8 protein-coding genes are annotated in these 7,046 nt (G+C 38.0%); 1 reads left to right on the top strand and 7 read right to left on the bottom strand.

The features are described from left to right. Positions 1-417: 417 nt before the first annotated feature. Complete coding sequence (locus V7149_RS25460) at positions 418-1,188, top strand: sulfite exporter TauE/SafE family protein (RefSeq protein WP_335348352.1); 771 nt, start codon at positions 418-420, stop codon at positions 1,186-1,188. Positions 1,189-1,267: 79 nt separating this feature from the next. On the opposite strand, the gene V7149_RS25455 is transcribed toward V7149_RS25460, so the two are convergent. The 7 genes from V7149_RS25455 to V7149_RS25425 form a co-directional block, all read right to left on the bottom strand. After that, a complete protein-coding gene (locus V7149_RS25455; RefSeq protein ID WP_335348351.1) occupies positions 1,268-1,999 on the bottom strand; it encodes a sulfite exporter TauE/SafE family protein in 732 nt (243 codons plus the stop codon). Between the two features lie 91 nt (positions 2,000-2,090). Next, on the bottom strand, positions 2,091-2,687 hold the full coding sequence (locus V7149_RS25450) for a fumarate hydratase C-terminal domain-containing protein (RefSeq protein WP_335348350.1): 597 nt from the start codon (positions 2,685-2,687) through the stop codon (positions 2,091-2,093). A gap of 72 nt (positions 2,688-2,759) precedes the next feature. After that, positions 2,760-3,806 carry a YeiH family protein gene (locus V7149_RS25445; RefSeq protein ID WP_335348349.1) on the bottom strand — a complete coding sequence of 349 codons (1,047 nt, stop codon included), beginning with the start codon at positions 3,804-3,806 and terminating at the stop codon, positions 2,760-2,762. Between the two features lie 180 nt (positions 3,807-3,986). Beyond that, positions 3,987-4,910 (bottom strand): fumarate hydratase, encoded by a 924-nt coding sequence (locus V7149_RS25440; protein WP_335348348.1) that lies wholly within the window; start codon positions 4,908-4,910, stop codon positions 3,987-3,989. Positions 4,911-4,930: 20 nt separating this feature from the next. Next, positions 4,931-5,314: a hypothetical protein gene (locus tag V7149_RS25435; protein ID WP_438824164.1), complete on the bottom strand. Its 384-nt coding sequence runs from the start codon at positions 5,312-5,314 to the stop codon at positions 4,931-4,933. Positions 5,315-5,441: 127 nt separating this feature from the next. Continuing rightward, positions 5,442-6,662 carry an FAD-binding protein gene (locus tag V7149_RS25430; RefSeq protein ID WP_438824163.1) on the bottom strand — a complete coding sequence of 407 codons (1,221 nt, stop codon included), beginning with the start codon at positions 6,660-6,662 and terminating at the stop codon, positions 5,442-5,444. 40 nt (positions 6,663-6,702) lie between these two features. After that, positions 6,703-7,046 (bottom strand): hypothetical protein (locus tag V7149_RS25425; RefSeq protein WP_335348345.1); only part of this gene is annotated, 344 nt, incomplete at its 5' end.

The following is a 7,046-nucleotide window of genomic DNA, read 5'->3' as shown; positions in this document are numbered from 1 at the left end:
TATTATTTGTTTTTTGAGCATAAAGTAGCAATACACTTTGATTATAATCATAGAGGTGAATTGTTGTTTATATATAAAAAATATCATACAGAGTATTAAGAAAATATTGAATTTTTATTAAAATCGTGATTAAATGAAACTATTGGTTGGGTCATCGGGTTATTAACATTAAATGAACATAATTATCTAATCAATCTATTTCTAAAGAGTTTTTTTCCGCCTGTTCTGCAATTTGTATTTATTAAAAATAACCAAATTATATTTTTAGTTTAAAACCTATGATTTTTTAATGATTATTCGGATCTGATCTTATTGTTATTGCCGAGGATGAATAATATCGTATTTTCATGTAGCTCAATTAAGTACTACCAGAGGAGTTTAAGGTTTATATCACGAAATAAATTAAGGAGCTTAAAAATGTATGTAACTATGTTGTTAATCGGTTTTTTATCTGGAATGATTACGGGCTTGTTATCAATTGGAGGAGGAATTATTTTAGTCTTTATGCTAATGTTTGTTTTTCCTTTGCTGACAGGTAAAACTTTCCCGATGCACACGATAGCTGGTTTTTCTATTATGCAAACTTTTTTTTCAACACTTTCTGGTGGATTTTATTATATAAGGAATAAACTTGTCGAACGTAAAGTAGTCTTAATCATGGGTATTCCGGCGTTTATTGGCGGTATGATTGGGGTTTTATTAGCTTCCTATTCCTCTGACTTTCTTTTACGTACCATCTTTGCTTTTCTGGCTGTTACGGCTGCCATTGTAATGCAAATACCCTATAAATCAAATGAGGAATCGGAACCTTTTAACTTTACCCTTTTTTCAACCATCCTAACTGTACTGGCCTGTTTTATGATAGGTATTTCAGGGGGATTAGTAGGAATTGCGGCGGGATTTATTTTTGTACCACTTATGATATTTGTATTCAAGCTTCCTATAAAAAGGGCAATAGGTTCCAGTCTGCTTATTTGTTTTCTTTTAGCATCGGGGAGTTTGATTACTAAACTGAGTATCAGCTCCATACCTACTGGTTATGCGTTTATGCTGATTTTAGGGGGAATCGCGGGTGCCCAAATTGGCGGACGTATAACAAAACGACTGAATTCAATAACATTAAAGAGAATTGCGGCGTACTTAATTCTGCTTGTAAGTATAAAGCTTTTCTTTGATATTTATTCTTGAGCAAAAGAAGGGAAATAAAAACGTACAGTTCAAAGAGCTGCACGTTTTTTGTTTTGTATTAAAGTATGGATAATTTTCCTTAAGTAACGTTAAAGAAGTTCATGATAATCAAATAACCGCCTGTAAAGAGAAGAATCAGATAGGAAATCAATCGAAATGTGCTCTGACTGACCTTCTTAAAAAAGAACTGTCCCAGCAATATGCCTAAAAGAAGCGCAGGAATGGAAATAAGGGAAGAAGTCCAAACGACTGAACTTGTACCGCTAAATATGATTTGTAATATTAAGCTAATGAAATAGACAAAGAGATTGTAGACTAATGGAATATTCCGAAAGCTGTCTTTATCCATTGCACTCCCAGAAAAATAAAGTAACAGAGGTGGACCGGGTATTCCCATGCTTGTCGTTAGAAGGCCAGATATTCCACCAGTCAAGATGTCCCTTTTCTTTGTTTGCTTGATGGTTAATTTTAAAATAAGAAGAACCGTGAAAATCAGAATCAGTACACCCACAATGATCTTTAGCAGGGTGACATCCAAATAAAGATAAATCGGAATTCCTAAGAGAGTTCCTACACTACTTCCTTTTATTAAACGTATTAACAGGGCTTTATCAATTTCTTTTCCTATTTTAAAGATCATAAAGATGGAAAGACAAAGGGAAAGAATAATACTAATTTGAATCGCCGTATGCACGGGATAGAGCAAAAATAAAAACGGTGTGCTTATAACCGAAAATCCGTAGCCCGTACTTGTTTGCAGCAAAGAAGATATTAGGACAATCAGGAATAGGAAGATCCAACCTTCCGCCATNNTATTTATTAAACTGTAAAAACGAGAAGATAAAAGGCAAGAATCCTATTTAAAATAGGACTTTTGCCTTTATCCGTTTATTTCTCCATGTCTAAATTTGATTTAATATATTATCTAGATTTGCTCTTGCAATTTTCTTAATATCCTTGTATTTATTGTTCCCATGAGAATCAATAGAGACAATTAAAGGCCCAAAATCCTTTACCCTGAATTTCCATATGGCTTCAGGCATCAGGTCTTCCCACCATACATCTTCAATGGCTTCTACCTGTGTCGTCTCCAGTGCTGCCGATCCCCCAAGGATAGAGAAATAACAACCATTAAAATCAACACATGCTTGACTCCCATCCTCGAGAAGTCCTCCTTTTCCAATAATGACTTTCATGCCATAATCTTGCATTAATCCCCTAGTAAAACGATCCATACGATAGCTTGTAGTCGTGCCAATACTCACCTTTTCATATGTACCGTCTTCTAACTTTCTGACTCCCGGAGCCGTATGGAGACCGATTGATCCTTGTAATTGTGGAACAAGGTCAGCTGGCAGTTCCACCTTCTTATCAAAAAGGCGAATCAGATTTGCATCACGGATTCCGAAAATGATCCCATCTAAAGTGACGGTATCTCCTGCATATAATTTCTTAATATCTTCATCTGTCAACGGAGCCTTTAATCTATAATGTGCCATAGTACCCCTCCTAGTGGATTTATCAAACCTTGCAATCCTAAAGGCAACTAAACGATTATTCTATAAAATTTATTAAAAAAGGATCATAATTAGAAGTAGGCTGATAGCTCCCATAATAATGGATGAAATTAAACCAACCATTAAGGGGCGTATCCCTACAGATTTAATCTTTTTTAAATCAGTTCCTAGACCTACACTGGCCATGACCATTAATATGACAAATTTAGCAATGAAAGTAGTGGGCTCGATAAAGCTGGATGGCAAAGGGAAAAACGTATTTATCGCAGCAGCTCCAGCAAAAAATAATATAAAGAAAGGAAAGACTTTACTCATTTTTACTTTTTTCTGATCGGGATTCGCCGTTTTGTTTTTAATAGAAATAAAAATTGATAATAGGACAGCAACTGGCACTAGCATTAATGTTCTAATCAATTTAATAACTACGGATGCATCTCCAGCTTCTGTACTGTAGCTATATCCAGCTGCGACAACAGAAGAGGTGTCATGAATTGCTGTACCTGCCCATGCCCCGAACATACTATCTGGCATGGAAAGCAAATGGCCAATAATGGGATAGATTAATACAGCTAATACATTAAAGGCAAAAATTGTGTTAACTGCATAGACGATGTCCTCATCTTTTGCTTTTAGGATTGGCCCTGTAGTGGCAATTGCTGTTGCTCCGCAAATTCCAGTCCCTAAACTAATGAGCAAAGGAATATTCCCTTTGAGTTTAAATAACCTTCCGATGAAATAGGTTAGGCCAATACCGAGGATGACTGCAACTAATACGATAATTAGCGTATTTATTCCAAGCTGGAAGATTTCGGAAAAACTAAAACTAAAGCCAAGAAGAATAATGGCCAGTTTCAATAACTTTTTAAGAGTATAGCCGATTCCAGGATAAAATTCCTCGGGAACAACAAGAAACTGTCTCATGAGGACTCCGATAACAATGGCAATCACAGCCCCGCCGATTAGGGGAAAATCCTTTCCCAAAGAATGGGCGATTAGGCCAATAACAAATGTTAAACCAATACCTGGAAGATTTTGTGACTTAATAAATGGTATTTTCGAATTGGTGACGGCGGATTTTTCTACTTGAAGCTCGCTACTCATTTGAAAACCTCCAGCTTAAATAGTGACTATCAGTAATATCTGTGGATGAAAGGAATAAGGTTTTCTTTTACTCAATTTCATCTCCCTAATTGGGGGATGAAATTGAGCTTAATAGGTGACTCTTATTAAAAATCAAATGAACGATTGGGTTTAATTATGATAACTTTTTGGGAAGCCTCATTAAAATGAAATTCTAGGATCTTCCACTTGAGTGAAGATAGCTCTCATTCTTCGCGCAGGCCAACACATCATATTGACAGCTACCGGGTTACATGTCATATGCGTATCTGCTGCTTCAATATGGACTGCCAATGCTGTCGTACTTCCTCCTAAGCCTTGTGCACCCAATCCCAATTTATTTATTAAAGCAAACAGTTCCTCCTCTAGTTTCCGTACATTTGGATCCGGATTAGGAGAGCCAACTTCACGTGCAGCGGCTTTTTTCGCAAGTGCCGCACATTTGTCTGCTGTTCCACCGATTCCAATTCCAACGATTGTAGGAGGACATGGATTGGCGCCAGATTCAAACACACATTCTAAGACGTATTTTTTAATCCCATCAATACCGGCGGCGGGCGTTAACATTTTTAAATAACTCATGTTTTCAGAACCTGATCCCTTGGGAACAATTAAAATTTCAATCTGATCCCCCTCCACAAATTCATAGTGAATAATAGGGACTTGGTTTCCGGTAGAAGTGCCATGGTTTTTTCTTGTTAATGTGTTTACAATACTGCTTCTTAATGGATGCTCCAGTGTTGCCCGTTCCGTACCTATTCTAATTGCCTGCTCTAGTCTTAGACCATCAAACCGCACTTGATTTCCTACTTTTACAAAGTATACAGGAATTCCTGTGTCTTGGCAGATTAATAATTTTTGATCATCCGCAGTGGAAACAGTCTTGATGAGTGTTGCTAGAATCTCTTTCCCACTTTCTAATTCTTCATTTTCATAAGCTCTTTCTAAGGCAGTTCTAACATCAGGTGGTAAATCCTTAAGGGATTCAATATAAAGAGTTTTGCAGGATTCCTCAACACTTTTATAAAAATCTTTGTCCACTTCCCAAACATGCTTATAATCTGCAGTATAATCGATAACTGTCATAGAGCCCACTCCTTTTCTTGTTATTTGGAAGCCACTTCGATCTTATATCCTTCAATTCTTGACACATCGATACGGGTTTGTTTAGTTTTTTCTACATGATAGCGGGGTTCTCCGTCTTCACCCTTGGTCACGTATATATTGCTTAGCCATTGCTCATCATTGCTTTCCTGATAATCCTCTCTGTAGTGAGAGCCTCTGCTTTCAGTACGCATTAGGGCACTAGCCGTAACCATCTTGGCTATCGTTACCAGATTACGAACATTTAAGAATTCTTGCCATGTTAGATTATAGTGTCGTGAACCTTTCACAGATACACGCTCAATTCGCTTTTCTAATACTCTAAGTTCATTTAAAGCAATCTCTAGATCTTTCCCATTTCGGACCAGACCAACTTTTTCCCACATTAAGTTTTTCAAATCATTACGAATATAAAAAGGATTTTCTCCTTCCTCATTATTAAAAGGCTTTACAATATCGTCAATAAAGGACTGAACTTGGGTATCCGATATTTTTCCAAGAGTGCCGATGGTATTAATGNNCGCCTGCTCTGGCACCAAATACAGTGGAGTCACAAACGCCATTTCCGCCTAGGCGGTTTGCTCCGTGTACTCCACCTGCATCCTCTCCGGCCACAAATAACCCGGCAATATTCGATTCACAGTTGTTCGTTATCCTTACCCCTCCCATATGAAAGTGGGCTGCTGGGGAGATCTCTACGGGCTCCATGCTTAAATCCTTACCAACATCCTGGCAGCGTTCTACCATGCCAGGGAACATTCGCCGCACATTTTCTTTCCCAAGATGGGATACATCCACGTATACCCCACCCAACGGAGTTCCGCGACCTTCCATAATTTCCATATAGGCTGCTCTTGAAACCCGGTCTCTTGTAGAGCGCTCCATACGTTCCGGATCGTAATTTTTCATAAATCTTTCTCCAAGAGAATTGATTAAGTAGCCCCCGGCTCCGCGAAGGCCTTCTTCCAGAACACCCCCATTTAACCGTGAATTCTCGGCAAGCAGTCCTGTTGGATGGAATTGCATCATTTCCATATCCAAAAACTCTGTTCCTGCTCGGTAGCACATAGCCATTCCATCTCCAGATTTCTCAAGGCTAGGTGTTGCAATCTTGTACATGGTGGCGGCACCGCCCGTCCCGACAATAACAGCTTTACAGTGAACGACAATAAATTCGCCGGTTCTCATATTGAGCATTAAACACCCAGCTACTTTGCGTTTTTCTTCATCAAATAATATATCAATAGCCCTTACTTCATCCCATGCGGTGACGTTTGGTTTAGCATAAAGCTGATCACGCATCCGAGAAATAATTTCAATTCCTGTTAAGTCTCCCTTGTGAACAGTCCGGTCGAATGTTTGACCAGCAAAGGGTTTTTGGTGAATCGTTCCATCTTCATTTCTATCAAAAAAGACGCCCATTTTTGTTTCTAACTCTCTTATTCTTTTAGGCGCATCATTAACTAGCGTCCATGCCAGCTCCTGATCATTGATTCCGCCCCCACCTTTGATCGTATCGTTAAAATGCTTTTCAAATGAATCATCTGGATGAAGTACAACATTATATCCGCCTTGTACCATACGGGTACACCCGCTTTTTCCTATTAACCCTTTTGCTGAAACGATAATTTTTAAATTGGGGTTCTGATCAGCTGCATGATGAGCTGCAAATAAACCAGCACCGCCACTCCCCAAGATTAGAATATCTGTCTCTACGTGTTCCAACGAGTTCACCTACTCTTTTTTTAGTGAAAATTTATATAATAATATGTTACTAGGACACAATGACATAAAACATGATGGCACATAAAACCGCACCAATTACGGTAAAAATAGTAAACACACTTCGATTATCTTTTACAATACCGACATCAATTAGAATCACCCTAAAACCATATAAAGCATGGAAAATTAAAGCAAAGATTAAGAGAGCATCTAATAAAGCGTTTAAATGTAGTGCAGAGAAAATGCCGATACCTGGAAGTTTTCCGACCATTGCATAACCACTATAAATTTTTAATGGTAAACAAAAGAGTAGAATTAATGCTGTTACTCTTTGAACTAACCACGCAATATAGCCAACAAAAGGACGTTGTTTTACCTTTACTTCTTGAACAT

It is taken from the genome of Bacillus sp. JJ1503, assembly GCF_036965125.1.
Classification (GTDB): domain Bacteria; phylum Bacillota; class Bacilli; order Bacillales; family Cytobacillaceae; genus Cytobacillus.
The sequence above is the reverse complement of the archived record's forward strand: the minus strand, read 5'-3'. Positions and strand labels throughout refer to the sequence as shown.